This window comes from Nocardia sp. NPDC002869, assembly GCF_046764065.1.
GTDB classification, from domain to species: domain Bacteria; phylum Actinomycetota; class Actinomycetes; order Mycobacteriales; family Mycobacteriaceae; genus Nocardia; species Nocardia rhamnosiphila.
In genome coordinates, this window is sequence record NZ_JBKOOL010000005.1 from 43,615 (window position 1) to 67,229 (window position 23,615).

The 23,615-nt window shown below is 66.8% G+C and carries 18 protein-coding genes, 2 tRNA genes and 1 pseudogene; 9 read left to right on the plus strand and 12 right to left on the minus strand.

From position 1 onward, the window contains the following. Nucleotides 1-125 precede the first annotated feature (125 nt). Nucleotides 126-659 carry a helix-turn-helix domain-containing protein gene (locus ACLML9_RS01490; protein WP_411943745.1) on the plus strand — a complete coding sequence of 178 codons (534 nt, stop codon included), beginning with the start codon at nt 126-128 and terminating at the stop codon, nt 657-659. 27 nt (nt 660-686) lie between these two features. Here ACLML9_RS01490 and ACLML9_RS01495 read toward each other — a convergent pair whose 3' ends face one another. Beyond that, nucleotides 687-1,661, minus strand: coding sequence for an NAD(P)-dependent oxidoreductase (locus ACLML9_RS01495; RefSeq protein WP_411943768.1), 975 nt, complete (start codon nt 1,659-1,661; stop codon nt 687-689). Between the two features lie 83 nt (nt 1,662-1,744). Here ACLML9_RS01495 and ACLML9_RS01500 point away from each other — a divergent pair, with 83 nt between their 5' ends. Then, nucleotides 1,745-2,050, plus strand: a complete 306-nt coding sequence (locus ACLML9_RS01500) for a winged helix-turn-helix transcriptional regulator (protein WP_411943769.1) — start codon at nt 1,745-1,747, stop codon at nt 2,048-2,050. Nucleotides 2,051-2,060: 10 nt separating this feature from the next. Here the strand turns inward: ACLML9_RS01500 and ACLML9_RS01505 are convergent. Continuing rightward, nucleotides 2,061-2,133 (minus strand) — tRNA-Ala (locus ACLML9_RS01505). Between the two features lie 92 nt (nt 2,134-2,225). Next, nucleotides 2,226-3,562: pseudogene (locus ACLML9_RS01510) on the minus strand (oxygenase MpaB family protein). Nucleotides 3,563-3,597: 35 nt separating this feature from the next. Here ACLML9_RS01510 and ACLML9_RS01515 point away from each other — a divergent pair. Beyond that, the gene (locus ACLML9_RS01515) at nt 3,598-4,248 is read left to right on the plus strand and encodes a TetR/AcrR family transcriptional regulator (RefSeq protein ID WP_411943746.1); all 651 of its coding nucleotides are present in this window, start codon (nt 3,598-3,600) and stop codon (nt 4,246-4,248) included. Between the two features lie 300 nt (nt 4,249-4,548). Here ACLML9_RS01515 and ACLML9_RS01520 read toward each other — a convergent pair. The 9 genes from ACLML9_RS01520 to dnaA all read right to left on the minus strand — a co-directional run bounded on the left by ACLML9_RS01520 (nt 4,549) and on the right by dnaA (nt 19,125). Beyond that, nucleotides 4,549-4,622, minus strand: a tRNA-Ile gene (locus tag ACLML9_RS01520). 182 nt (nt 4,623-4,804) lie between these two features. After that, the gene (locus ACLML9_RS01525; RefSeq protein ID WP_411943747.1) at nt 4,805-5,929 is read right to left on the minus strand and encodes a DUF3566 domain-containing protein; all 1,125 of its coding nucleotides are present in this window, start codon (nt 5,927-5,929) and stop codon (nt 4,805-4,807) included. Between the two features lie 39 nt (nt 5,930-5,968). Beyond that, on the minus strand, nt 5,969-8,470 hold the full coding sequence (gyrA, locus tag ACLML9_RS01530) for a DNA gyrase subunit A (protein ID WP_411943748.1): 2,502 nt from the start codon (nt 8,468-8,470) through the stop codon (nt 5,969-5,971). Between the two features lie 67 nt (nt 8,471-8,537). After that, complete coding sequence (gene gyrB / locus ACLML9_RS01535; RefSeq protein ID WP_411943749.1) at nt 8,538-10,583, minus strand: DNA topoisomerase (ATP-hydrolyzing) subunit B; 2,046 nt, start codon at nt 10,581-10,583, stop codon at nt 8,538-8,540. A gap of 308 nt (nt 10,584-10,891) precedes the next feature. Then, entirely contained in the window at nt 10,892-11,458 is a 567-nt protein-coding gene (locus ACLML9_RS01540) for a DUF721 family protein (protein WP_265803127.1), read from the minus strand. A gap of 348 nt (nt 11,459-11,806) precedes the next feature. After that, the gene (recF, locus tag ACLML9_RS01545; protein ID WP_411943750.1) at nt 11,807-13,021 is read right to left on the minus strand and encodes a DNA replication/repair protein RecF; all 1,215 of its coding nucleotides are present in this window, start codon (nt 13,019-13,021) and stop codon (nt 11,807-11,809) included. A 184-nt stretch (nt 13,022-13,205) separates the two neighbouring features. Then, entirely contained in the window at nt 13,206-14,381 is a 1,176-nt protein-coding gene (gene dnaN, locus ACLML9_RS01550; RefSeq protein ID WP_411943751.1) for a DNA polymerase III subunit beta, read from the minus strand. A gap of 1,712 nt (nt 14,382-16,093) precedes the next feature. Beyond that, nucleotides 16,094-16,678: a putative glycolipid-binding domain-containing protein gene (locus ACLML9_RS01555; protein ID WP_411943752.1), complete on the minus strand. Its 585-nt coding sequence runs from the start codon at nt 16,676-16,678 to the stop codon at nt 16,094-16,096. Nucleotides 16,679-16,896: 218 nt separating this feature from the next. Then, nucleotides 16,897-19,125, minus strand: coding sequence for a chromosomal replication initiator protein DnaA (gene dnaA / locus ACLML9_RS01560; protein WP_411943753.1), 2,229 nt, complete (start codon nt 19,123-19,125; stop codon nt 16,897-16,899). Between the two features lie 573 nt (nt 19,126-19,698). Between dnaA and rpmH the strand changes: the two genes are divergently transcribed. From rpmH to rsmG, 6 genes are all read left to right on the plus strand, one after another. Then, the gene (gene rpmH / locus ACLML9_RS01565; protein WP_058854877.1) at nt 19,699-19,842 is read left to right on the plus strand and encodes a 50S ribosomal protein L34; all 144 of its coding nucleotides are present in this window, start codon (nt 19,699-19,701) and stop codon (nt 19,840-19,842) included. A gap of 105 nt (nt 19,843-19,947) precedes the next feature. Next, the gene (gene rnpA / locus ACLML9_RS01570) at nt 19,948-20,349 is read left to right on the plus strand and encodes a ribonuclease P protein component (protein ID WP_411943754.1); all 402 of its coding nucleotides are present in this window, start codon (nt 19,948-19,950) and stop codon (nt 20,347-20,349) included. Further along, a complete protein-coding gene (gene yidD / locus ACLML9_RS01575) occupies nt 20,346-20,693 on the plus strand; it encodes a membrane protein insertion efficiency factor YidD (protein ID WP_036515366.1) in 348 nt (115 codons plus the stop codon). Before rnpA ends, yidD begins: the two co-directional genes overlap by 4 nt. A gap of 4 nt (nt 20,694-20,697) precedes the next feature. After that, nucleotides 20,698-21,798 (plus strand): membrane protein insertase YidC, encoded by a 1,101-nt coding sequence (gene yidC, locus ACLML9_RS01580; protein ID WP_411943755.1) that lies wholly within the window; start codon nt 20,698-20,700, stop codon nt 21,796-21,798. Between the two features lie 77 nt (nt 21,799-21,875). Next, a complete protein-coding gene (locus ACLML9_RS01585) occupies nt 21,876-22,421 on the plus strand; it encodes a protein jag (RefSeq protein ID WP_411943756.1) in 546 nt (181 codons plus the stop codon). A 140-nt stretch (nt 22,422-22,561) separates the two neighbouring features. Beyond that, nucleotides 22,562-23,341 carry a 16S rRNA (guanine(527)-N(7))-methyltransferase RsmG gene (gene rsmG, locus ACLML9_RS01590; RefSeq protein WP_411943757.1) on the plus strand — a complete coding sequence of 260 codons (780 nt, stop codon included), beginning with the start codon at nt 22,562-22,564 and terminating at the stop codon, nt 23,339-23,341. Nucleotides 23,342-23,615 lie beyond the last annotated feature (274 nt).

Here is a 23,615-nt window from a genome sequence, read left to right on the forward strand (position 1 = left end):
CAACAGAATCATTTTGATAGACATCAGGTTGATCAATTCACCCCGGAGGGCCCGCGGACCGCGCCCTCGATCGATCCATCGAAACGATATTTGACGGCATCATTTCGATAGACCACCCTGGTCAGGTGGTGATCAAGAAGAACCCGCTCGGCCCCACGGGCGATACTGTGCGCGCGAACGTCCTGCGGTATCGAAACCGGATGAACCTCGGCTATGTCGATCTGGCGCGCAGGCTCGAGGCCATCGGCCGGCCGATCCCGGTGCTCGGCCTGTCCCGGATCGAACGGGGTGAGCGCCGGGTGGACGTGGACGATCTGATCGCGTTGGCGGTCGCGCTCGGCGTCTCACCGACCAGTCTGCTGCTCCCGGATACCTCCACGGCCGACGAGTCCGTGGAGGCCACCGGAATCGACGGCACGGCAGCCGATCTGCTGGGCTGGCTCCGCCTGTACACCCCGTCGGCACATATCGGTAAACCGGCCGGCGAGCGCTTCGTCCGAGACGCCATCCGGTTCATCGCCGACGCCCGGCCGCGCTGGGATATCGAAAACCTGACCCTGGAACAGCTTCCGGGCGTGGACCATATGGAGTACGCCGCCGAGATCACCGAGAAGGCGCGGCTGGCGAATCCGGCACCGCAGCCCGGCCCCCGCGGGTAGCGGCGGAGGCCGAGCCCGGCAGCAACCCTAGGCGGAGTCGCCGCCACGCATCATCTCGAACACGGGCACCGGACGTCCGGCCCGCTCGCTCGCGCCCCGCGCGCGGCGCCACAACCCCTGTGCCGCACGGGAAAGGGTGGCGCCCACCCCGACCTCGGTACTGGCGTCGATGATGTGCTGTGCTCCGGCGTCCATCATCTCGAAGGCAGCGAGATCGCCCCAGCCACCGGCCTTCGCCGCCGCGGCGTACTCGGTCATGAAGAACGGGTATGCCTCGCTGGACCGCACGGCATACGGCAGGAACTGGTCGATATCGACACCGGAGCGGTCGATCACGGCGAGCGACTGGTCGAAGGCGAGCATCCACGGATGGAAGACGATCAGCAGCGCCTGATAGAAGACCTGCGCCAGACCGTCGTCCCCCCCGAGATACTCCTGCGGGCTCAGCGGCCGCAGCAGTTCGGCATGGGCTTCGAAGACCTCCCGCGGTCCGCTGTAGAACACATACGAGGCCGGGTGCGCGATATTGTCGCCCGCGGACATGAAGCCGCCGGAAAGGAATTCGGCACCCCGCTCACGCACCCACGCGGCACCCTTACGCGCATTCTCGGGTGAATCCGAGGACAGATTGGCGATCACCTTGCCGGACAGACTGCCGGCCACCGGGCCGAGTACGTCGTACATCGCCGCGTAGTGGGTCAGGCTGAGCACGGTCACCTCATTGGCTTCCAGCGCTTCGGCCACGGTCGCGGCACGTTTCGCGCCCTCGGCCACCATCGCTTCGGCCTTGCCACCGCTGCGATTCCAGACGGTGACCTCGATACCGGCGGCGAGGAATGCCCGCACCATCGCCCGGCCCATCGGCCCCAGCCCGATGACACTGACGGATCGGATCTTCTCCTGAGACATTCGATGTCCTTCTCGGTTGTGGTTCAGCTGGTTGCGGCGCCGATACCGATGCTGGTCACGCGGGTAGAGTCGGACAAGAACGCACCTGCGGATGTGGTTGCTTACCGCCAGGTCCGTAACGAGGTCAGGAGGAGAAGGTGGCCGGCGTGAGTGATGCGGATCACCAAGTGTGCGGGATGTCGTTGGCCATCGATGTGGTCGGCGGCAAGTGGAAACTGCACCTGATGTGGGTCCTGGACACGAGCCCGCAGCGGTTCGGCCAGATCCGCCGGGCGTTGACGGGGGTGAGCGAGAAAGTGCTGACCGAGAATCTGCGCCAGCTCGAGGCCGGCGGCGTGGTCCGGCGGGAGGTGTACGCGGAGGTGCCGCCGCGGGTCGAATACTCGCTGACCCCGCTCGGAGAGGAACTCGCAGAGGCGCTGCGCCCGCTCGAGGAATGGGGAGACAGGCACCGCGGCCATCTGGCCGCAGTCGCCTGCTGAACACCGGAAGTGGAGCCTAGGGGAATCGAACCCCTAACCCCTGCCTTGCAAAGGCAGTGCTCTGCCAATTGAGCTAAGGCCCCGGGCAGCCGTGCGGCCTGAGCCGCGAGTCGCCTGCGAAACACTAGCGTTCCGGCACGTACACCGTCAAACAAGGATACCCGGGGGGCGGCGATCAGCGGCGCAGGGCACCGGTCGCCTCGAACTCCGCTTTCCGGCCCCGCATCTGCTCGCGATACCAGTTCTCCCGGTGCCAGAGCATGATCCGCTCGTGCACCCGGCCGAGCGGCGGCACCCGGCGGAGGAATTCCACGGCGGTGACCAGCGGGATTCTGGCGATGGGGACGAGCACCCACGGGAAGGCCGCCGGCATCCGGTAGCGGCGCCGGGTGGTGGGCAGCATGTAAAGGGCCGAGTACGCCGAGTTGATCCGATAGTTGTAGTGCGCCCGCAGCCGGGCCGGGCCCCGCTGCTCCGGGCGGGGGGCGAACGCCGCGGGATAGGACTCGATGAGTTCGGCGCCCTGCGCACCGGAGTCGTACGCCCAGGCGACCATCGTCATCGCCATCACCCGTAGCGTGTCGGCCACGGTCTCCGGGTGCCACGTCAGCCGGACACCCAGGAGGAATCCCATGTACTTCTGGAAATGCAGGAGCGCCCGGAACTCCGCGGGGGTCGTCTGGTAGCCCAGCGCCCAGAGTCCCAGGCCCGGGATCGTGCTGCCGTCGATCAGCGTCAGCAACTGGTAGGTCTGGCTGATCGGCAGCCCCCACCGCTCGATCTCCCATTCCGGATGCCGCTGCACGCCCGCACGCACCGAGACGTGCATGATCCGCACCTTCAGTGCGGTGGTCCGCCCCGGCGAGCCCGGACTCAGCAGCGCTCCGGGCCGGGAGACATCCATCCAGAACCGGCAGGTCTCCAGGAAGCGGCGCAGCGCGCTGTCCCCGGCGTAACCACCGGCCGGCGAAAGCGATGTCGCGACCGCGGATTCGGTGTACATCTCCAATGTCTCCGCACCCGCGAAGCTGAACAGCACGGTGCCCCAGCGCGGCCATACGCGGCGCCGCGTTCGACCAGCTCCGGCCGGACCCAGTCGGGCACCGTCTCGAACTCGTCGAACAGCTCGCGCATGGCGGTGGGGGCGTCGGGAACCGCGCCGATACCGTCACGCAGCGCGGTGTCCAGCAGCCGGCGGCCGTGCTCCCGGCCGGTCTCCCCGCGCATCACCTCCGCGACGAACCGTTCCGCGACCGGGTCGCCGGTGAACATATCCGCGCACAGCGCCCGCGCCTGCTCGTCGGTCGGGAACAGCGCCGAACCGGTCACCGCCCGGAAAGCCCGTTCGACCCGCCTGACCGCGGGACTGTCCCGGACCTGCCAGTAACGGAAGTCCGCCGGGCATCGGGTGCCCGTTGCGTCTCCGTCCGGCGGAGACACAGCCACGCGCACGACCGGCAATCCGTCGTGATGGGCGAATACGTCGAGGCCGTCGGCCCCCTCCCCTACCATCGGAGTATGAGACTCAGCGCTGACCTGTCGAACCGATGACGGCGGGTTCGTCCACGGCTTCGCACCCCGATCCCGCCGGCGACCGGACGGCGCCACCACGACCCCGATCGAAAAAGGCTCGCGCCCAACAGACCCGGCGCCGGCGGCCCGCTCGGCTGTCCTACGACGACTGGGTCGACGGCGCACTCGAACTGCTGTCCCGCGAAGGCATCGCGGCGATCAGGATTCCGCGGTTGTGCCAGGAGCTCGGCGTGACCAAGGGCAGCTTCTACTGGCATTTCGACGATATCGAACAGCTCATGGCGGCAATGGCCGACCGCTGGAGCGCGGTACAGAGCGAGAAGATCCGGGAGCTGGGCGGCTTCGCGGAGATCCCGGTGGAGGAACGGATCGAGAAGATGGCCGCCATGCTCGTCGACTACCGGCACTGGATCGTGGAGACCACGGTGCGGGAATGGTCACGCAGCAATCCCAAGGTGGCCGATGCGGTACGCACCCTCGACCAACGGGTGTTCGAGACGGTCTACCGGACCATGCTGGACCTGGGGTTCGACGAGAAGCAGGCCGGCCTCCGGGCGGGCGCGATGGTCTACATCGGTCTCGGGTTGATCCACGGCCGGGACAATCTGCCGACGCCGACCACCGAACAGGTGTACTCGGTCATCGAACTGCTGGCCCGGCCGTGATCACACCGGACCCGGTTGTCACCGGGTCCGGTGGCAACAACAGCGACGGTCGCCCGGGACGGGGTCAGCGTGTGGTGACCTCATGCCACAGGTCGGCGTCGTCACGCTGGCGCAGCTTGCTGATACCGATGAGAACCGCAGCGACAAGACCGATGGTGAGAACGTATTTCATGCTCTCGAGCCTAGTCCTGTGACACCGGAACAGCTCAATTCCGGACCGGACGGTATCCCGGGAGCGGCCCGGAAACGAATCGGCCCCCGAACCTTGAAAGGTTCGAGGGCCGGGTTCTCGTACAAGTGTGGGTCTAGGAGGACTTGAACCTCCGACCTCTTCGTTATCAGCGAAGCGCTCTAACCGCCTGAGCTATAGACCCGCGGGGTTCACCGAACATCAGTTTCGCACGAGAACTGTAGTTCGACGACCGAGAACAGAGACTACAGGAAACCGTGATTTCAACCAAAACAGCTGGTCAGAGCATCGGAGTAGAAGCTCGCCCAATAAGCGGAACGGCCGGTGCCCAGATGCGGGCGCCGGCCGTTCCAGGTTTGTGCGAATTCAGTCCGGGTCGGCCAGCGTGACCTGAATCCCGCCGACCATATCGCAGCACTGGTTGTAGATGAACGTGCCGACCGTGGCCAGTGCGGTGAACAGGACGACATTGATGAGCCCGATCACCCCGGCGTAGCCGAAGACCGTACCCGCGTCGATCAGCCCCACCGATCCGCTGTCCGGGGACACCATATCGGTGAAGGTGCTGTTGAGCCGCTCCCAGACGCCCATACCCGCGAGCACCATGTACAGCAGCGCGACGGCGATCATCCACACGAAGAACATGGCCACGCTGATCACCAGGGTGATCTTCAGCGTTGACCACGGATCGATCCGGCGCACCTGGACGGTGGCGCGCAACGGTTCTCCGCCGAGCACCGCCTGCGGCAGCCCGCGCGGCGCCGCCGGCGCGGGCGGAGGCGCGGCCGGCGGTGTGTACGGGTTGTGCGGTTGATTGGGCGGCTGTTCCGGGGGTAGCGGATGCCGGATCTCGGAAAGATCCGGCATATCCTTCACCAGCTCCGGACGCGCGATACTGCGCGTCGGCCCGTCCAGGCCAACGGATTTGGCCATGGCCGCTTCCTTACGTGCCGCCTTGGCCGCCAGGTCGCTGGTGGTGCGGGCATTGGTGACTCCACCCTGCAAACCGCCGCCGCCCTGCAAACCGCCGCCGCTCTGCAGGCCGCCGCCCTGGAGGCCGACCGACCGCTGGGCGCCACCCACCGGCATATGGCCGGGCCGTGAGAGGTTCGACTGCGGTTCCCGCTGCGGCAACTGCGACCAGCCCTCCTGGTAGCGGTTCCCCTCGGGGCCCTTGCCGGCCTGCTGATTACCCGCGCCGCCCTGCTGATCGCCCGGCCCGCCACCGGCCTGCGGGCCGGAATTCCGGTCCGCCGGGGCGTTGCGCGAGTCGGACGCGAATTCGCCTTGCTGCTCCTGCTTTTCGGGCTGCGGGCCGGCAGCGGGCGAACCGCCGGACGGGTTACCGCCCGACTGTCCACCTGCCTGCTCGTGGTCCGCGGCCTCGCCCGGCCGCTGAGTCGGACGCGGCGAAATCGGGGACGGGGCGACCCGCTCGGTCACGCCGTTCGTCTGCTGCCGCTCGTCGCTCGGCTGTTTCGGAGTGGTCAATGGGAATCCTCGGATCCGTTCTTTGCCGCCGATATGGGATTACTGCTCGGGAGAACCGCCGCCGTCGATCTGCTCGGGCTCGTCGGCGTTACGTGCGATCGCAAGCAAGGTATCGCCCTCGGCGAGGTTCATCAATCGCACGCCCTTGGTCTGCCTACCGGCCTTGCGCACCTGCCGGGCGGCAGTACGGATAACCCCTCCACTGGAGGTGATGGCATACAACTCGTCGTCGTCGTCGACGATGAGCGCTCCCACCAGGGTGCCACGCCGGATGTCGTACTGGATTGTCAATACACCTTTTCCGCCACGTCCCTGCGCGGTGTACTCCTCGATAGCGGTTCGCTTGGCGTAGCCGCCCGAGGTCGCTACCAGCAGGTATGTCCCGTCGCGGACCACGTTCAGTGACAGTAGGGCATCCTCGGCATTGAACCGCATACCCTGCACCCCGGAGGTGGCGCGTCCCATCGGGCGCAGCGCCTCGTCGGTGGCCGAGAAGCGGATCGACTGTCCCTGCGCCGAGACCAGCAGCAGGTCGTCCTCGGCCGAACACAGTACGGCGCCGACCAATTCGTCGTTGTCGCGCAGGTTCACCGCGACGATCCCGCCGCTGCGGTTGGAGTCGAAGTCGACCAGGCGCGACTTCTTGACCAGGCCCTTCTGCGTGGCCAGCACCAGGTAGGCGGCGTCCTCGTAGGACTTGATCCGGATGACCTGGGCGATCTTCTCGTCCGGCTGGAAGGCCAGCAGATTCGCTACGTGCTGCCCGCGTGCGGTGCGGTTGGCCTCCGGCAATTCGTATGCCTTGGCCCGGTATACGCGACCCTTGTTGGTGAAGAACAACAACCAGTCGTGGGTCGAAGTCACGAAGAAGTGCCGGACGATATCGTCCTGCTTCAGGCCCGCGCCCTGCACACCCTTGCCGCCGCGCTTCTGGCTGCGGTACAGATCGGTCTTGGTGCGCTTGGCGTACCCGGTCTCGGTAATGGTGACCACCACGTCCTCACGGGCGATCAGATCCTCGTCGGCCACATCGCCGTCGGCGGAGATGATCTGGGTCCGCCGCTCGTCGCCGTAGCGCTCCACGATCTCGGCGAGTTCGTCCTTGACGATCGCGCGCTGCCGTTCCGGCTTCTCCAGAATGTCCTTCAGATCGGCGATCTCGGCCTCGAGCTTGGCCAGTTCGTCGACGATCTTCTGCCGTTCCAGCGCCGAGAGGCGCCGCAACTGCATATCCAGGATCGCGGTGGCCTGGGTCTCGTCGATATCGAGCAGTCCCATCAGGCCGGTCCGCGCGGTCTCGGTATTGGCCGACCGGCGGATCAATGCGATGACCTCGTCCAGCTGATCCAGCGCCTTGACCAGACCGCGCAGGATATGGGCCCGCTCTTCGGCCTTGCGGAGCAGGTAGCGGGTACGCCGGACGATGACTTCCAGCTGATGGTTCACATACAGCCGGAGCATCTGATCCAGCCGCAGGGTGCGGGGTACGCCCTCGACGATGGAGAGCATGTTCGCACCGAAGCTGGTCTGCAGCTGGGTGTGCTTGTACAGGTTGTTCAGTACAACCTTGGCGATCGCGTCGCGTTTGACCGTGACGACGATGCGCATACCCACGCGGTCCGACGATTCGTCGTGGATATCGGCGACGCCCGCGATCCGGCCGTCCTTGACCTGTTCGGCGATCGCGTTGATGAAGTTGTCGGTGTTGACCTGGTAGGGCAGTTCGGTGATGACGATCGTGGTGCGCCCGCGGACATCTTCTTCGATTTCCACCACACCGCGCATCCGGATGGAACCGCGACCGGTGGTGTAGGCGTCGTGGATGCCCTGGGACCCGACGATCAGACCGGAGGTCGGGAAGTCGGGGCCCTTCACCCGTTCCATACAGGCGGCGAGGGCGGCTTCCTCGTCGGCCTCGTGGTTGTCGAGAATCCAGTAGATCGCCGCGGCCAGCTCGTTCAGATTGTGCGGCGGGATATTGGTCGCCATCCCGACCGCGATGCCGTTGCTGCCGTTCATCAGCATGTTCGGCACCCGGCTGGGCAGAACTACCGGTTCCTGGGTCTTACCGTCGTAGTTGGGGATGAAATCGACCGTGTCGTGGTCGATTTCCCGCAACAACTCCATGGCCAGCGGGGTGAGCCGGCATTCGGTGTACCGCATGGCGGCGGCGCCGTCGTTGCCCCGGCTGCCGAAGTTGCCCTGGCCGTCGACCAGCGGGTACCGCATCGCCCACGGCTGGGCCATGCGGACCAGGGTGTCGTAGATGGCCGAGTCGCCGTGCGGATGGTAGTTGCCCATGGTGTCGGCCACCGGGCGCGCCGATTTCACATAGCTGCGATCGGGCCGGTAACCGTTGTCGTGCATCGCGTACAGGATCCGGCGGTGCACCGGCTTGAGGCCGTCGCGGACCTCGGGCAGCGCACGGCCCACGATCACGCTCATCGCGTAATCGATGTAGCTGTTCTGCATCTCCTGCTGGATATCGACCGGCTCGATCCGGTCGCCCGCGCTCTCCGGCGGCAGGGTGGTGTCGGTCATGCAATCTCCTAGGTACTGACGAAATACGGGGGGTCACCGCGCGCGTGGGCGCTGCGGGCGGACCGCCCTATACGTCGAGGAAGCGGACGTCCTTGGCGTTACGGGTGATGAAGCTGCGGCGAGCCGCCACATCCTCGCCCATCAGGACACTGAACAGTTCGTCCGCGGCGGCCGCGTCGTCCAGCGTCACTTGACGGAGCACCCGGACCGAGGGGTCCATGGTGGTCTCCCACAGTTCCTTGGGGTTCATCTCGCCGAGACCCTTGTACCGCTGGATACCGTCGTCCTTGTTGATCTTCTTACCGGCCGCCAGACCGGCTTCGAGCAGACCGTCGCGCTCCCGATCGGAGTAGGCGAACTCGGGCTCGGTCCGATGCCACTTCAGCTTGTACAGGGGCGGCTGCGCGAGGAACACGTGACCGTGCTCGATGAGCGGCCGCATGAAGCGGAACAGCAGCGTCAGCAGCAGCGTCGAGATGTGCTGGCCGTCGACATCGGCGTCGGCCATCAGCACGATCTTGTGGTACCGCAGTTTTGCGATATCGAATTCGTCGTGGATGCCGGTGCCGAAAGCGGTGATGATCGACTGGACCTCGGCGTTCTTCAGGACCTTGTCGATACGCGCCTTCTCGACGTTGATGATCTTTCCGCGCAGCGGCAGGATCGCCTGGTACATGGAGTCCCGGCCGGATTTGGCCGAGCCGCCGGCCGAGTCGCCCTCGACGATGTAGATCTCGGATTTGCTCGGGTCCTTGGACCGGCAGTCGGCCAGCTTGCCCGGCAGGCCACCGATATCGGTCGCGCTCTTGCGCCGGACCAGCTCGCGGGCCTTCCGCGCCGCGACCCGGGCCTGTGCCGAGGACACCGCCTTGTTGACGATGGTCTTGGCATCCGCCGGGTTGGCCTCGAACCAGTGCGCGAGATGCTCGTTGCAGGACCGCTGCACGAACGACTTCACCTCGGTGTTGCCGAGTTTGGTCTTGGTCTGGCCTTCGAACTGGGGCTCGCTCACCTTGACGCTGACGATGGCGGCCAGGCCCTCGCGGATATCGTCACCGGTGAGGTTGCCGTCCTTCTCCTTGAGGAGTTTCTTCTCCTTGGCATACCGGTTGACGACCGTGGTCAGTGCCGCGCGGAAGCCCTCTTCGTGGGTGCCGCCCTCATGGGTGTTGATGGTGTTGGCGAAGGTGTGCACCGACTCGGAGTAGCCGGAATTCCACTGCATCGCGATCTCGAGCTCGTGCCCGGGACCCTTGCCGTTGAACGAGACGACCGAGTTGTGGATCGGCTGCTTGGTCCGGTTGATGTGCCGGACGAAATCTTCCAGCCCGCCCGGGTAGTGGTAGGTACGGGTCTTCACCTTGGGCTCGGCCGCGGGCTTCTCGCCGTTGTCGTCGTGTTTGGGCGCTTCGGCGGTGTCGCTGACCACCTCGTCGGTGATCTCGGTATCGCTGACGCGCTCGTCGGTCAGGACGATGGTCAGGCCCTTGTTGAGGAAGGCCATCTCCTGCAGGCGCCGCGATACGGTCTCGAAGTTGTAGGTGGTGGTCTCGAAGACCGCGGGATCGGCCCAGAACCGGATGGTGGTTCCGGTGGCCTCGGTCGGCTCGCCCTGGACCAGCTGACCCGGGACCGCGTCCTTGTAGGTCTGGCTCCAGTGGTAACCGTCGGTGTCCACCTCGGCTTCGAGCCGGCTGGACAGCGCGTTGACCACAGAGATACCGACACCGTGCAGACCGCCGGACACGGCATAGGAATCGGAGTCGAACTTGCCGCCGGCGTGCAGTTGGGTCATGACGACTTCGATGGTCGGGATGCCCTGGGCGTGCATGGCGACGGGAATACCACGGCCGTCGTCGACGACCTGGACACCGCCGTCGGCCAGGAGAGTGACCTCGACCCTGGTGGCGTGGCCGGCCATCGCCTCGTCGACGGAGTTGTCCACGACCTCCCAGATCAGGTGGTGCAAACCGCGCTCACCCGTGGAGCCGATGTACATGCCCGGGCGCATCCGCACCGCCTCGAGGCCTTCCAGGACCTTGATGGAGGAGGCACCGTAGTCCTGCTTTTCCGATGCGCTCGAGCCTGATGCTTTGGAGTCTTTGGCAGCCACTGGTCGGTAGCTCTCCTTACTTGCTGATCCCCGGGACGGCGGTGGGACAGCGCACGTGGGCCCGGGAACGATCAGAGGGCTGCACGCAACGCGCCGAGGGTATCGCCGCTGATTTACAGTTCCATCCTACTTCGCGGCCCAACTTACAGTGCACCTGCGACACCCCTGACGGCTTCCTGGGTGAGAGAAATCGGACCGGCACGGGTCCCCTCGCGATGCAGCTGTTTCGAAGCATCAGATTCGGCCTGAGAGTTCACTGAGGCGCGGGGGCGGTAGCCGCGAGGTCGCGTTCCACGTGAAACCGGTTTCTAACCGTAGGTATCGCGAGGTCCGCGACCCCGGATATGACGTTGTCCTTTGCGCCAGCTCGGCGCCGTCGGCCCGGAAATCCGCAGTGAACGCACCACCCCGGGCCCCACCGCCGCGCTGATCTTCGCGAGCAACTGTGCCTGGAGCAGACGTAACTGCGTGGCCCAGGCCGTGGACTCGGCCGCGACACTCAACACCCCGTTCTCGAGAGAGACCGGTTTCGCGTGGGCGGCGATGTCCTCCCCGACCACACCCGACCAGTGCCCGAACACTGTGCCCTCGGCGACCTTGGTGGACCAGCCGCGACTGCGCGCGATCGAGGTGGCGAGCTTGGACAGCGGCTGCGGATCGCGGTCGTCGGGACGGGGACCGGACCACCCGCTGCGGCGGCGAGCACCGGAACGGAGACCGCGGCGCGGGGAAGAGCGTCCCTGGCCGACGGATTTACCGCTGGCGCGCGCCGCCGCCCGAGCCTCCTCCAACGCCCGGCGGGCCAGGTCGACCCCGCGCAACTCCGGTTCGGTCGGAGGCGTTGCGCCCCCGGGCGTTCCGGGCTGGTCGGTCATCGCTGCTCCCACTCACCGGTGCGAGTTATCCCCAGGTTCGACCGGTTTTTCCTCGAGCTGTGCACATCCGGGAACCCCCGCTCGACACCGCACCACCAGGATCGTCGCAAAGGCCGCTCCATCGGGGAAACTCGCAGCTCAGGGCTGCTATTTCGGGTGCCGGTGCCGGGTGCCACCGAGTGGACCGGGCAGTCGTCCGGGGTGCGGTGCGACGACCTGGTCGAATAAGTTATCCACAGGCTGTGTATAACTGGATTCCGATACCGGACGGGGGGATAACGGCCCGGTGTACCGGCTCACTCTACGAACGGCCCGGCGCGCATGCAAGACGGCGGCGGGCGCGTGTCCTCATCCCGGCGAATCACCGGCGACCGCCGCGGGCGGGTCACCACCGGCGACCGGGCGCTCCGCCGCGAAACCGGATATCCGATGCTCCGGATCCCCGGTGGTCGTCACCCGCAACGTCGCGCCGATCAGCTCGGCGGGCACGTCCTCGGGGACAGCCGCGGTGATCAGCACCTGCTCGGCGGCCGCCGCCACGGTGGCCAGTGCCGTGCGGCGACGCCGGTCGAGTTCGGCGAAGACATCGTCGAGCAAGAGGACCGGTTCGGCCCCGTCCGCTCGGAGCAGTTCGAACGCCGCGAGCCGCAGCGCCAGCGCGAACGACCAGGACTCCCCATGACTGGCGAAACCTTTGGCCGGGGTTTCGCCGAGCATCAACTCCAGCTCGTCCCGATGCGGACCGACCAGGCAGACACCGCGCTCGAGCTCTTTCGCCCGCGACGTAGCGAGTTCACGCAGCAGGGTCTCCTCCAGCAGTGCCCGGTCCCCGGGCTCGGGCGGCCGGCCGGGATCGAGCAGCGCGGCCGGCAGCGCGCCGCTGCGGTACCCGATCGCCGCCGGCCGTGACTCCGGCGCGAGAGCCGCGTATGCGCGGGCCAGATGTGGATGGAGTTCGTGGACCAGGCGCAACCGCTCCGCGAGCAGGACCGACGCGTGAGCCGCCAGGTGCCCGTCCCAGACGTCCAGCGTGCCGAGATCCGCCCGCGCGGACCGGCCCGCCGTTTTCAACAGGGCCGAACGCTGCCGCAGCACCCGGTCGTAATCGGCGCGTACGCCGGCCAGGCCGGGGCGCCGTGCAGTGCACAACTCGTCCAGAAAACGACGACGCTCCCCCGGGTCGCCCCGGACCAGCGCCAGATCCTCGGGAGCGAACAACACGGTGTGCAGAATGCCGAGGATCTCCCGCGGCCGGCGTACCGGGGACCGGTTGATCTGTGCCCGGTTGGCCGCGCCGCGGTTGAGTTCGACGTCGATCCGCAATTCGCGCCCCAGATGCACCACGTTCGCGCCGATCCGGGCACGTTCGGCACCGGCCCGGACGAGTGGTGCGTCGGTGGAGACCCGGTGCGACCCCAATGTGGACAGGTAGCCCAGCGCTTCGAGCAGGTTGGTCTTACCGTTACCGTTCGCCCCCAGGAAAACCGTAGGGCCTGTGGATAACTCGATCTCAGCGTGCTCCCAGGATCGAAAATCACGCAAGGTCAGAGCACGGATATGCACCTGTTCACACCATCCGGGGAATGACAGCCCAGTTATCCACAGCTGTGGATAACTGGGGAGAGCGCAGGTCGCGGCGCTGGTTTGCGGAGGTATCGCTACCGACCGCCACCGCAGGCACGGTACACCGGCACCGGCGGTACCGGGTGGAGGTGCGCCGGTTCGTCGTTACCGAACCCACGCCCGCTCAGCCCGGGAGCCGGACCGGCATCAACAGGTAGATGTAGTCGCTCGCCAGCGCCGGATACGCACCGGAATCGAGCGGCTCCGGTTCCTCCTCACGGGCGGGCAGCAGCACAGCCGGGCGGCTGGGCGTGGTGAACCCGAAGGTGACCCGCTCGGAACGCAGCGCGGACAAACCATCGATCAGGTAGCCGGGGTTGAAGGCGATGGTCAGCGGTTCGCCCCGGAAATCGGCGGTGAGCCATTCCTCGGCCCGGCCGGCGTCGTCACCGCCCGCCGACAGCAGCAGGCCTTCAGCGGAGAATTCCAGCCGCACCTGGGCACCGCGCTCGGCCACGAGCGCGACACGCTTGATCGCCTCGGAGAGCGAGGCGACCTCCAGCGTCGCGATAGAGGTGTGCTCCTTGGGGAGCAACTGCCGGAACTTGGGGAATTCGGCATCCAGCAGGCGGGTGGTGGTCCGCCGACCACCGTTGACGATGCCGAGCAGCCCGTCTGCGCCCGCTCCGGACCCCAGCGACAGCTGCACCGGTCGATCGGAGGCACCCAGCGTCTTGGCAGCCTCGGACAGGGTGCGGGCGGGAATGAGCACCGCGGTCTCGATATCGGTGCGTGCGGGCTGCCACTGGATGTGCCGCACCGCGAGCCGGAACCGGTCGGTCGCCGCCAAGACCACCTGCGGCCCATCGATCTCGACCCGGATACCGGTCAGCATGGGCAGCGTGTCGTCGCGGCCGGCGGCGACGGCCACTTGGCCGACCGCCTCACCGAACACCTCGACCGCCAGCTCCCCGCTCGACTGTGGCACCTCCGGCAGTTGGGGATAGTCCTCCACCGGCATGGTCGGCAGCGAGAACTTGGCGCTTCCGCACTGGATCAGCACGCGGGTGCCGTCCACGGAAACGTCCACCGGCTTGTTGGACAGCGCTTTGGTGATATCGGCCAGCAGCTTGCCCGAGACCAGGACGCGCCCGGGACCGGCGACCTCGGCGGCGACCCGCATCTGCGCGGAGACCTCGTAATCGAACCCGGAGACGGTCAGGCCGTCTTCGTCCACGACCAGCAGGACTCCGCCGAGTACCGGGACCGGCGGGCGAGACGGCAGACTGCGCGCCACCCAGGCGACCGACTCCGCGAAATCCTCACGCGCGACCCGAAACTTCATGCCTGCAAGGTCCATCGCCCGAGGTGTCCTCTCCCGTTCAGTGTGGATCGACGGCTGTGCTGCCCCCGTGTATCCCGCTGCGCCGACTCCGCCACCGGCGCGGCGGTCGATGCGGCGGCCGGAAATCCGGACCGGCCGCCCCAGGAGTCTGGCACAAGCGGCCGACATCAGACCGTACCCCGTTTCGAGCTACGCGGTCGGCTGCCCCTCCGAGTGGAGGATACGTCGTCGGGCGGTGCCCCGGCCAGGCCGGGCGGGCGGATCGAGTCGTATCGCCCCTGCCTGGGCCGATCGGCTGTGGACAGCTGTGGATGAACCAGCGGATGCGGCCGCTGCGGATCGTCGGGGCGCCGGGTGGCCGATAGTCGCGCGCACCCGTGGGTGTGGCCGTATCCACAGTCGTCCCACGGTAGCGGTGTGGACAACTTCGCAGCCGGTTCCCGGTGCGGCGGTCGGAACTCGAATTCCCCTCGGTGGCGAGTCGGCTGCTCTTGCCACCGATGTGACAAGGACGTCGCGCACGCGCTGCCGGCCGCTCGATGTGCGATCGCTCGTGAGTACGGGGTTCCGGATCTTCGGATGGGGCGTGTGGTGCGGGCCGGACCGTTACGCGAACGCGGGGGTGCAGGGCGCGACGAGCGCCGCGGTGGGTCGGGAGCGATTCGGGCTCGCCGGGCTCCGCACGCATCGGCAGATCTGTGCCGCAGGGGGTAGCCGCTCGTGGATGCGATCGCTGCCCTCCCCTGCGTCTTCCTCGCTGTCCTTGTCTTCTTCAGGCTCTGCGCGGTGGTGCGGTGCGCTCGAGACTTGTCCACACAACCTGTTTTGAAGAGAAATTTTCTAGATGAAGAACAGGAGTAGTAATAGGCCCTGTGGAAACTGTGGATTCCGCTGGTTTCCCCAGGTCACACCGCGTGTCTGCTTGTGGATGGCCAGGGGATAACTCGAGGATGAATCGAGGGCGGTTGTGGATAGGTTTTGTTGTCCACACCGCGTCCACAGCTCGTCCCCAACTTGGTCCCCAGATTCCGGCCAGTTGTGCACACTGTGCATGAATCCGTGGACAACCTGTGGATTCCTCGAGGAATCCTCGAGGAATCCACAGGTTGTCCCCAGCCCTCTGACCGGAACGTCGCTGTTCAGTAGCTGTGGACGAAATCGCCTGTGGAAACTGTGGATAAACAGCATGTGGACAAGTTGCCCCCAACACCGCTCCGATCCTGTGGACGGACCGGTGGACAACCTGGGGAATCCACAGGTGTGGATATCACAAACTCCCAGTTCAGAGCTTTCACAGGCTGTTAGCGACACACCTGTGGATGCTTCCGACACGCCGACGACCTTCGGATCCGGCCAGGCCCGCGGGAGAACGGGTGATCCGTCCGGTCCGCCAAGCGGAGTGCGGCGGAACAATTTCCGGTTCCGGCGCGCGAGCCGGAAGTTCCGGCTCCGGCGAGTTGCTCGCCGCAAGGGCGTCACGGATCGTCCGCCCGGCGTTCGCGACCAAGTCGGCGGATGGCCCGCGGGGCGGTCCGGCACCGCGGGCGGTTCGGTTACTACACCGAGGCGTCGAACAGTCCGGCCACCCGGCCGCCGCGGCCCGCACGTGGGCCCAACGAACCGGAAACGGAGGTCCTCGATGTGGGCCCTCTCGATCCGAAAGCGGCGATAAACGGAAATCGCGCGCAATGGGGCCAGGGCAACCCATACGAAGCGGTAACGGCTGCTCAGGCGACGCGGGTAGCGATGCCCGGATAGCTCAGCACGAGGCCCGATACGTCGTAGATCAACCGGCAGGCGAAATCGAATGCGGGCGCGGAGTACTCGTAGCAGTGCCGGCTGCCGTCGTCGGCGGTGCGCCGATACACCTGTTCCAAGCGTTCGACGGAGAGATCGGGCGCGCGGACGTAGACCGAGGGCACCGCGGCGCTGCCACCAACGGGTAGCCCGAGGCGGTGCACGGGCAGCATATTGGTCATCGCCGACGATTCCAGGTCCACGTCGAGGCAGCCGTCCAGCTTCGGCACCGCCATACCGTCGATCAGCCACCGTCCGGCACCGTCCGACTCGATCAGCACCGTATGCCACCCGGTCGGCGACCGGCCGGTGATGCGCGCGGCGCGGGTCGCCCAGTCCGAATCCACCGTGATCTCGTAGCGCACGAACCAGGCCTGACCGTCCTCGACAGCGGAGGTGCAGCCGTCCATGTGATGACCGTCGTCATCCTGCCGCAGGTGGACGACCTCGAAGCCCGACCGGGCGTCCCGATGCGACCACGCCGCGGTTGCCGGTAGTTCGGCGAACGACGACATCCCTGCCCCTCTCCCGAACGTCGGCCGCACGCCGGTTCGGCTGCACGCTCGGAGTCCCTGGTCCTCCCGGCTCTCCGCATCGGCATCCGGTGCGGTCGACTGCCGATGCGTACGAGGCCGCCGCCTGGCGCGCACAGATCACCTCAGCCCGGGCGAAGCTGCCGCCCCCGATCGAAACCCGGTGCGAACCGCTGCAGACAGCGGTGAGTACGCGAGGGTCAGCGGGAGCGCTGTTTGATCCGTGCGGTGAGTTCCTGCACCTGGTCGTACACCCGGCGGCGCTCCGACATCTCCTTGCGGACTTTCTTCTCGGCGTACATGACCGTCGTATGGTCGCGCCCGAACGCCTGACCGATCTTGGGCAACGACAGATCGGTGAGTTCCCGGCAAAGATACATCGCGATCTGCCGGGCCTGGGCGAGTGGCCGGGCCTTACCCGGGCCGGTGAGCTCGTCCATCGAGGTATTGAAGTACTCGGCCGTGACGCCCATGATCGTGGACGCGGTGATCTCCACATCCTGTGATTCGGGCATGAGATCGCGCAGCACCACCTCGGCCACCGATTGATCCAGCGGTTGCCCGTTCAACGACGCGAAAGCGGTCACCCGGATGAGCGCGCCCTCGAGTTCGCGGATATTGCGTTCCACCCGGCTGGCGATGAGTTCCAGGACATCGTGTGGCACATCGAGGCGATCCATGCGCGCCTTCTTGCGCAGAATGGCGATCCGCGTTTCCAGTTCGGGCGGCTGCACATCGGTGATCAGGCCCCACTCGAAGCGGGTGCGCAGGCGCTCCTCCAGCGTGGCCAGCTGTTTGGGTGGCCGGTCCGAGGACACCACGATCTGCTTGTTCGCATTGTGCAGGGTGTTGAAGGTGTGGAAGAACTCCTCCTGGATACCCTCTTTGCCCTCGATGAACTGGATATCGTCGACCAGCAGGATGTCGGTCTCGCGATAGCGGCGCTTGAACGCCACTTTCCGGTCGTCCCGCAGGCTGTTGATGAAGTCGTTGGTGAATTCCTCGGTGGAGACGTATTTGACCCGCATTCCGGGGAAGAGCCGCTGGGCGTAGTGGCCGGCGGCATGCAGCAGATGAGTTTTGCCGAGCCCCGAGGCGCCCCAGACGAACAGCGGGTTGTAGGCGCGGGCAGGGGCTTCGGCGATGGCGACGGCCGCGGCGTGCGCGAAGCGATTGGACGCGCCGATGACGAACGTTTCGAAGGTGTACTTCGCGTTCAGGCTGGCCGACGGTTTCGCCGTATCCCCGGCGCCCGAGGATTTCGCGAAAAAGGTGGGCCAGGAGTCCCGGACGTTCACCACCTTCTCGTCCTCGAGGTGTACGTCGGGCTCCGGATCGACCCCCGGGTCGCGGACACTCTCGCGCAAACTGTCGCGATCGGTATCGCGCACCTCGTCCCGCGGCGCGAGATCACCGGGGGCGAGGTCGGGCGCGAACAGGGTTTCCTGAGCGGGGCGGGCGGGACGGCGGGATGGCAGGATCGGATCCAGATCGGGCCCGCCGTCCCGGACCGATGGCGCACCGCGCTCCCGGCCGCTGGTCACCGGGTCGGCGATATCGCCGCGGCTGCCCGCGTAGGGGTCGAGGTACTCCGCGGGCGGATACTCCCGATCCCGCTCGTATCCGGTGTCCCGCGGATATTCCGCGGGCGGGGTGTATTCGCGCGGGTAGGACCGTGGTGCCGGGTAGGGATCCCGTATCGGGTCCTCGGTGTCGCGGGGTAGCGCCGGATCGGAAGGAAAGCTTCCGCCGTGCGGTAGCTCGGGCAGAGTGGGCCGGCGCGGCGCGTCCCCCGGCAGTGGATCGGTGGTGCGCGGCAGTGGGGGGTTGCGGGGCAACTCGCCGGTCAGCGGCAGTTCGGCCTCGTGGGAGAAGCCCCGGCCGGGAAAACGCGGCTCACCGGGGACCTCCGCAGGGTGCGGGAATCCGGGTTCCGGCTGGTATCCGCGGCCCGGGTACTCACCGCCCTCGGGGTCGCGCAGGGTCTCGGCCGGCCACGAGGACTCGGTCGGTCCGGTCGTGGGAAAAGCGGCCGGGGCCGGCCGGGAACGGCCGTTGCCGAAATGGTCGGGCCGGGTGGCCGGCTCCGGCCGGCTGGTCATCCGGGCGTGCCGGGCCGGACCGTTGTCGGCGCCGGTGGGCAGGGGCGCGGCTATCCGGACCCCGAGACCTTCCACCTGCGGCCCGAGCCGGCGGCCGAGCGACCGGAGAATGGGTTCGCGCAGGTCACGTTCGATGGCTTCCTGAGCGAGCGACGAAGGGACCGAGAGCAGCGCGAAGCCCTGGACGACCATCAACGGTTTGACCAGCTTGAGCCACGCCTGCTGAGCTCGGGTCACCGCGCCGATAACGCCGTCGGGCGAACCGGTGGTCAATTCCGCGACCACCTCCGGCCACACGGTGGCCAGTACGTTCTGCTCGTCGTCCATCCAGTGTCCTCCCCGGGAGTCGGTTGCTCGGCGCAGACGTCCGGGGCTCGCGGTGCGTCCACTGTACTGGTTCGTCCCAGTGACACCGCATACGTCCGCCCCACCGATCTGCCGTATCCCGTGGATACGGTGCCCGGGGACGCTGCCCGGAATCCCGATCTTCCGGCTGCGGCGTGGCACCTTCGGCCCTACGAATATGCCATTCACAGGGTATTTCCACACAATTATCCACAGATGGGGACAATCTCAGCGGACCACCACCCGCGGTCCCGCGCAGTGTGCGGGTCGGCGATGAGCGCACCACCTGCACCCCTGTGCGCCCCTACGATCGCATGGTGATCATCGCCACCGCGGGCCGGGCGGCCGGACCGCCGGGTGCCCGCGTGGAGCGCCACGACGGGGGCGAGTTTGACCCGGTAGAACTGGATAAGTACCCTCGTACAGTCACCCCCCGGCGTGGTGACAGTTCTGTGCTGACCGTTCGCCAGGACCGCGGCGCCGGGTAGACATCGCCAGAATCACCGAAAAGCTTCGGGTGCCGCAGGGCGCCCACCAATTCGAGGAGTGTTGACCGTGGCCAAGGGCAAGCGGACGTTCCAGCCGAACAACCGTCGTCGGGCGCGCGTCCACGGTTTCCGTCTCCGGATGCGGACCCGTGCGGGCCGCGCTATCGTTTCCGCGCGCCGCCGTAAGGGCCGCGGCACCCTCACCGCCTGATTCCCCGTCGAATTCGGTGTCCGATGCCGGGTCCGCCGAACCCCGTAACCCACGCCGCCGGTAGCTACGCCGGAGCGGCGGCTTCAACGAGCCTCGGGCGTCCGGGTGCTTCCTGAGCCGCACCGGCTGCACCACCGTGCCGATTTCTCCCGAACGGTACGGCGCGGCAGGCGCACGGGAAATCGCGATCTGGTCGTCCATGTGCTGGTCGATCAGGGTGACCCGGCATTGCGTGACGCGCCGGTTCGTTCCGGCGGTCCGCGATTCGGGCTGATCGTCAGCAAGGCGGTGGGCAACGCGGTCGTACGACACCGCACGGCCCGCCGCCTGCGTCATATCTGTGCAGAACTGACCGCCGACATCCCCGCCGAGGTGGATATCGTGATCCGCGCACTTCCCGGCGCCGCGACCGCCGGCAGCGGCGAGCTGAGCCGCCAGCTACGCAGCGGGTTGCGCAAGCTCGGTGTCCTATCGGCCGTGACGGCCGGCCGGGGTACGTCACGATGAGCGCGCTGGGTGCGTACGCGGCGACCGTCCGCCGGTGGCCCGCGAATATTCTGATCTTCTCGATCGAGCTGTACCGGACCTACGTCTCCCCCACTCGCATGCCGGTGTGCCGCTTCACCCCCACCTGTAGTGAGTACGCGGTGACCGCACTCCGCACCCGAGGGCTGGTGATCGGCCTCGGACTGACGGCCGTGCGACTGGCCAAATGTGCCCCCTGGCACCCTGGTGGGTGGGATCCCGTACCGGAGCGGCGGCGCAACGTCGACCACGACGATCCGCGGACCGAAGCTTGTAAGGGATCACCGCACGCGGTGATCGGTGACACTACCGACGGGAGTGCATAGAGCCGTGCTCGATTTCATCTACTATCCGGTGTCCTGGATCCTCTGGTTCTGGCACCGGATCTTCGGCTTCGCCTTCGGGGCGGACAACGGCCTTTCCTGGGCTCTGTCCGTGGTGTTCCTCGTCTTCACGCTGCGTTTGGTGCTCTACAGGCCGTTCGTGAGACAGGTTCGTACCACCAAGCAGATGCAGGAACTGCAGCCGCAGATCAAAGAGCTGCAGAAGAAATACAAGAACGACCGCCAGAAAATGGCGCTGGAGATGCAGAAGCTCCAGAAGGACCACGGCTTCAACCCGCTCATGGGCTGCCTGCCGATCCTGGCCCAGGTGCCGGTGTTCCTCGGTCTGTTCCATGTGCTGCGCTCGTTCAACCGGACCGGTCACGGATTCGGTCAGCTCGGGATGGACCCGTACACCAACGCCCACACGCCGAACTATGTCTTCAACGCCGACGATGTGCAGTCCTTCCTGAGCGCTCGTATCTTCGGCGCGCCGATCTCGGCGTTCATCACCGCGCCGGCCGACGAGCTGCTGGCCTTCGCCGACTACGGCGGCATCCCGAGCAAGGTCGGCATCGCCGTGGTCGCCATCCCGCTGATGATCATCGCCGCGATCGCCACCCACTTCAATGCGCGGGCCTCGGTGGCCCGCCAGAGCGCCGAGGCCGCGGCCAACCCGCAGGCCGCCCTGATGAACAAACTGGCGCTGTGGGTGTTCCCGTTCGGTGTGCTCGTCGGTGGTCCCTTCCTGCCGATCGCCATCCTGCTCTACTGGGTCTCCAACAACATCTGGACCTATGGCCAGCAGCACCTCGTCTTCGGCCGGATGGCCAAGGAAGAGGAAGCCAAGCGTCAGGCCAAAGCAGCGAAACAGGCCGAGAACGCGCCCAAGCCCGGCGCGAAACCCGTCGACACCAAGAAGAAACCGGTGAAAGCCGACAGTGAGACGGATTCCGATTCGACGGAGGCCGGCAAGGCGGAAACGAACGGTTCGGCAGCGGCGAAGCCGACCGCCAAGTCGGGCGGTAAACAGTCGGGCCAGCGGCGGTCGAGCGGTCAGAAGCGACCGGGTAACCGAGGCCGGGCGAATCAGAAGCGCCGGCGCTGAGCTACTCCCCCAGTCCCCTTGTGATCGTGATCCCGGCCGGGGCAGGCCGGGATCCGGCGAGCAGATAAAGGAAACAAATGACTCTCGAGACCGAAGGTGGAGATGCCACCGTATCCACGACCGTCGTGGAGACCGAGTCCGACGACGCGGTGAGCGAGGCCGAGGATGCGCTCATCGAAGAGGGTGAGATCGCCGCCGATTACCTCGAGCAGCTGCTCGACGTGCTCGACTTCGACGGCGACATCGATCTCGACGTCGAAGGCGACCGCGCGGTGGTGAGTATCGACGGTGGCAAGGATCTGACGAAACTGGTCGGCCACAGCGGCGAGGTGCTCGATGCGCTGCAAGAGCTCACCCGGCTCGCGGTGCAGCAGTCGACCGGTATCCGCAGTCGGCTCATGCTCGATGTGGCGGGCTGGCGTGCGAAGCGTCGTACGGATCTGAGTGCGTTGGGTGCCGCGGCAGCGCAGCGTGTTCTGCAGACCGGCGCTCCCGAAGAGCTCGCCCCCATGACTCCGTTCGAGCGCAAGATCGTGCATGACGCGGTCTCCTCGATCGAGGGTGTCGCAAGCGAAAGCGAAGGCGTCGAGCCGAACCGTCGAGTGGTTGTCGTACCGGAGTGAGACCGCGGCCCGTGCAGCAGCCGGGTGCCGAGTGGTCGGGTGAGGCCCGGGTCCGTGGACCCGGGCCTCACCTGTCTCCGATGTATCTCCCTCGTCGCTGCGTCGCGACAACTACGGTTGAGGGCCGGTAGAGAATATTCATGACAGGCGAGTCGACACGACCACACGGAAGGGCGTTTCACGTGAAACCAGATCTCGGCGATTCGGAGGCCGGACCACCGGAATCGCTGCCGCCGGCCGAAGCGGAGATCGTCTTCGGCGCTCGGTTGGAGTTGGCACGTGACTACTGGACCGCACTCGCTACCGCCGGAGTGGAGCGCGGACTGATCGGACCGCGGGAGGTGCCGCGCCTATGGGAGCGGCACATCCTCAACTGTGCAGTTGTCGGCGAACTCATCGGCGAGGGTGCATCCGTGGTCGATATCGGCAGCGGCGCGGGTCTGCCGGGAATCCCTCTCGCGTTGGCCCGGCCGGACCTCCGCATCGTCCTCGTGGAACCGCTACTCCGCCGCACCGTCTTCTTGAAGGAATTCATAGACGCAGCCGGTTTGGCGATCACTGTGGTGCGCGGCCGGGCCGAACAGTCCGGTGTCATTCAAGAGGCGGGCGGCGCGGATGTGGTCACCTCCCGGGCGGTCGCTCCCCTGGCCCGGCTGGCCGAATGGTCGATTCCGCTGCTCCGGGAGCACGGTCGTATGCTCGCCCTCAAAGGATCCAGTGTGGCCGAGGAGCTGGAACGCGACCGGGCCGCGGTGGAGCGGTCCGGTGCCGGAAATTTCTCCGTTCTGGAGTGCGGCGCCGGAGTAGTCGCCACCCCCACCATGGTCCTGTCGGCGGAACGGCTGCGCCGCTCGGAGCGCGCGCCGAAGAGATCGATCAAGCGCGCGGTGCGGGCGGAGCGCCGGGCCGGCCGAAAGTAGGAGCAGACTCGCCAAGATTCCGGCAGCGGGCGAATGTTTCCCGTGAAACATTCGCTTGCCGCCAGCCGTGGGGTTGGGTCATCCTCCGTCCCGGAGTCCCGGAGTCCCGGAGTCCCGGAGTCCCGGAGTCCCGGAGTCCCGGAGTCCCGGAGTCCCGGAGTCCCGGAGTCCCGGAGTCCCGGAGTCGCGGAGTCGCGGAGTCGCGGAGTCGCGGAGTCGCGGAGTCGCGGAGTCGCGGAGTCGCGGAGTCGCGGAGTCGCGGAGTCGCGGAGTC